Origin of the sequence: Lactococcus cremoris subsp. cremoris NBRC 100676 (genome assembly GCF_001591705.1) — a bacterium.
GTDB classification, from domain to species: domain Bacteria; phylum Bacillota; class Bacilli; order Lactobacillales; family Streptococcaceae; genus Lactococcus; species Lactococcus cremoris.
Window position 1 is genome coordinate 1 of record NZ_BCVK01000108.1, and the last position, 2,182, is coordinate 2,182.

General features: G+C 34.5%; 2 protein-coding genes and 1 pseudogene. 1 reads left to right on the plus strand and 2 read right to left on the minus strand.

The annotated features are described in order from the left end of the window. Positions 1 to 85: 85 nt before the first annotated feature. Together LLA01S_RS11900 and LLA01S_RS11905 are read right to left on the minus strand one after the other, a co-directional pair. Positions 86 to 856, minus strand: coding sequence for a hypothetical protein (locus LLA01S_RS11900; protein ID WP_021211942.1), 771 nt, complete (start codon positions 854 to 856; stop codon positions 86 to 88). A 107-nt stretch (positions 857 to 963) separates the two neighbouring features. After that, a complete protein-coding gene (locus LLA01S_RS11905; RefSeq protein ID WP_021165529.1) occupies positions 964 to 1,614 on the minus strand; it encodes an Ltp family lipoprotein in 651 nt (216 codons plus the stop codon). Between the two features lie 186 nt (positions 1,615 to 1,800). On the opposite strand from LLA01S_RS11905, the pseudogene LLA01S_RS11910 reads away from it, so the two are divergent. After that, positions 1,801 to 2,182: pseudogene (locus LLA01S_RS11910) on the plus strand (transposase); the annotation flags it as partial.

Genomic DNA, 2,182 nt, shown 5'->3' on the forward strand with positions numbered 1-2,182 from the left:
AATAGCAGGCTCTTTTTTATAAATTAATTAATGCGTAACATTATTTTTTAGTAACATGACTAGCTATTTTAAAAATTATTTTTGCTTATAAACTTAAATAAGATTTATTTGAAAGAAGGTAATCGCCATTTGCTTGTTTAACAAATGTTAAGCTTACATATTGATAGACTCCACTGTTGAAATCAGAATTACTATAGAGTACATTTTTAGATGAGTAGCTGCCATTTTCGTATATAGTTACATCGGAAGGAATATCGTGTGCAGCAATGATAGCATTATAATTTACGCCACCTTTACCATCAGAATCACCTACAGTTAACGCACGATATTGAGCAAGAGTCCAGTTAAACTTAGTCACAGCGTTCCATGCAGTAGAACCAAATTTCCAGCCATTATTTAATAATGATTGTTGTTCAAATGAATTAGGAGTGTAGTTGTGGGAACCTGATTGAGCGTTAGGATTGTAGGCAACATAGACAGATGCTTTTCCTCCTGAGTAGAAGACTGGTTTCCCATTTCCATCCCACTTCCAACCTTTGTTTACAAGAGATTGAGCTTCGTATTTACTTCTTGTGTAATAGTGGTCTCCACCCTTAGCATGAGGGTTATAAACACGATAAACAGGAGAATTACTGTATGATGGTGCTACCCATCCGATTCCTTCGTTATTCCAACCTGCAATAATAGCATTCAATTGCTCTGTGCGACTTTGGGTATAAAAGTGTTCACCAGTATTCTTGTTATAGAGGCGATAAATGCTGGTGGTTTGTTCAGCAGCACTAACCTCTTGAGCTACTGCGACAGTACCTAATGCAAGTGTGGATGCAATTAGGACTTGAATAGTATTAAATTTCATATAAATTCTCCTACCAGCTTTTAGTAAGAATCAGGGTTTGCTCGCTGTTTTAATGTTTTAATCCATCCTTACGCTCCAAAGATAGAATGGAATTTTTCTACAAATAATTAATTCCAGATAGCCGAAGATTTTACTTCATCATCGATATGTAAAACTCCATATTGTGCTTGTTCAGGAGTAAAACGAGAGCCATATTCAGAGGTTAATTGATCAATAAGCGCTTGTCCAGTTAAATTTCCAGTTTCACGATATGACTTAGCACTAAGTATGGCAAGGTTGTTCCAATTGACTAATGGGTCAATTCTATTGATTGCATTGTTTGCTTCATCAACTGTCATTTGTGAGCCATACTCAGAAGTTAATTGGTCATAGAGCCCTTGTTTACTCATATGTCCTGTATATAAATAACTAATTGCAGTTTTTGTTTGAGCTAACGAATTCCCAGTTAAACCATCAATAGCTTTTTCTTGAGCTGTCAGTACTTTAGAAGATGGCTTTGGTTTTTTTGTAGAACTTTGAGAAGTGACTTTAGTTTCTTCTTTTTTAGTTTCTGTAGTGGATACAGAAGTAGTTGATTTTTTAGATTCTTTTGCATCTGAATTACTTGGAATAGCTACACCAATAATAAATAGTAAGAAACCAACAATAAGTATAATCAAAGGTTGTTTCTTTGATTTCTTTTTAACCAGGTTAATAAAAAGCATCACAAGGCCAATTAAAAATGCTAATATGCCTATTACTCCAAAAAATGTGCTCATAAATATCCTCCTACCTAGCTTTTAACGAGATTCGAGATATTGCTCGTAGTTTATTGCTGTATAATATCTATCTTTTACGATATCTAGTAATATTTTTAGAAATTACTTGAACTATTTTAAGATTAATTTGATGTTATTCTTAAATCTTAGAGTCACTATTGTATAATTTAGACAAAGGACAAAAACATGCAAAAACGCTACTCAAAAGAATTTAAAGAAACCCTTATCGCCTTCTATCATTCTGGTCAATCCGTCACCCAGCTGTCTAAAGAATACGACGTGGCCCCTGCAACAATTTATAAATGGATAGACCTCTACTCTAAATCTAATGAAAGCTCCGTCTCTAAAGCTGATTTTCTAGAATTAAAAAGACAACTGGCTAAAGTTAAGGAAGAACGAGACATCTTAAAAAAAGTATTGACCATATTCGCCGAGAAAAAGAAGTGAGTGCTGCGGATATGGCTCAAACCATACAACCTTTAGCACTCAATGTCAGACTAAGCTGTCAACTCCTTGATGTTCCTGAATCAAGTTATTATGAACGGATTAACCGACATCCATCTAAAAC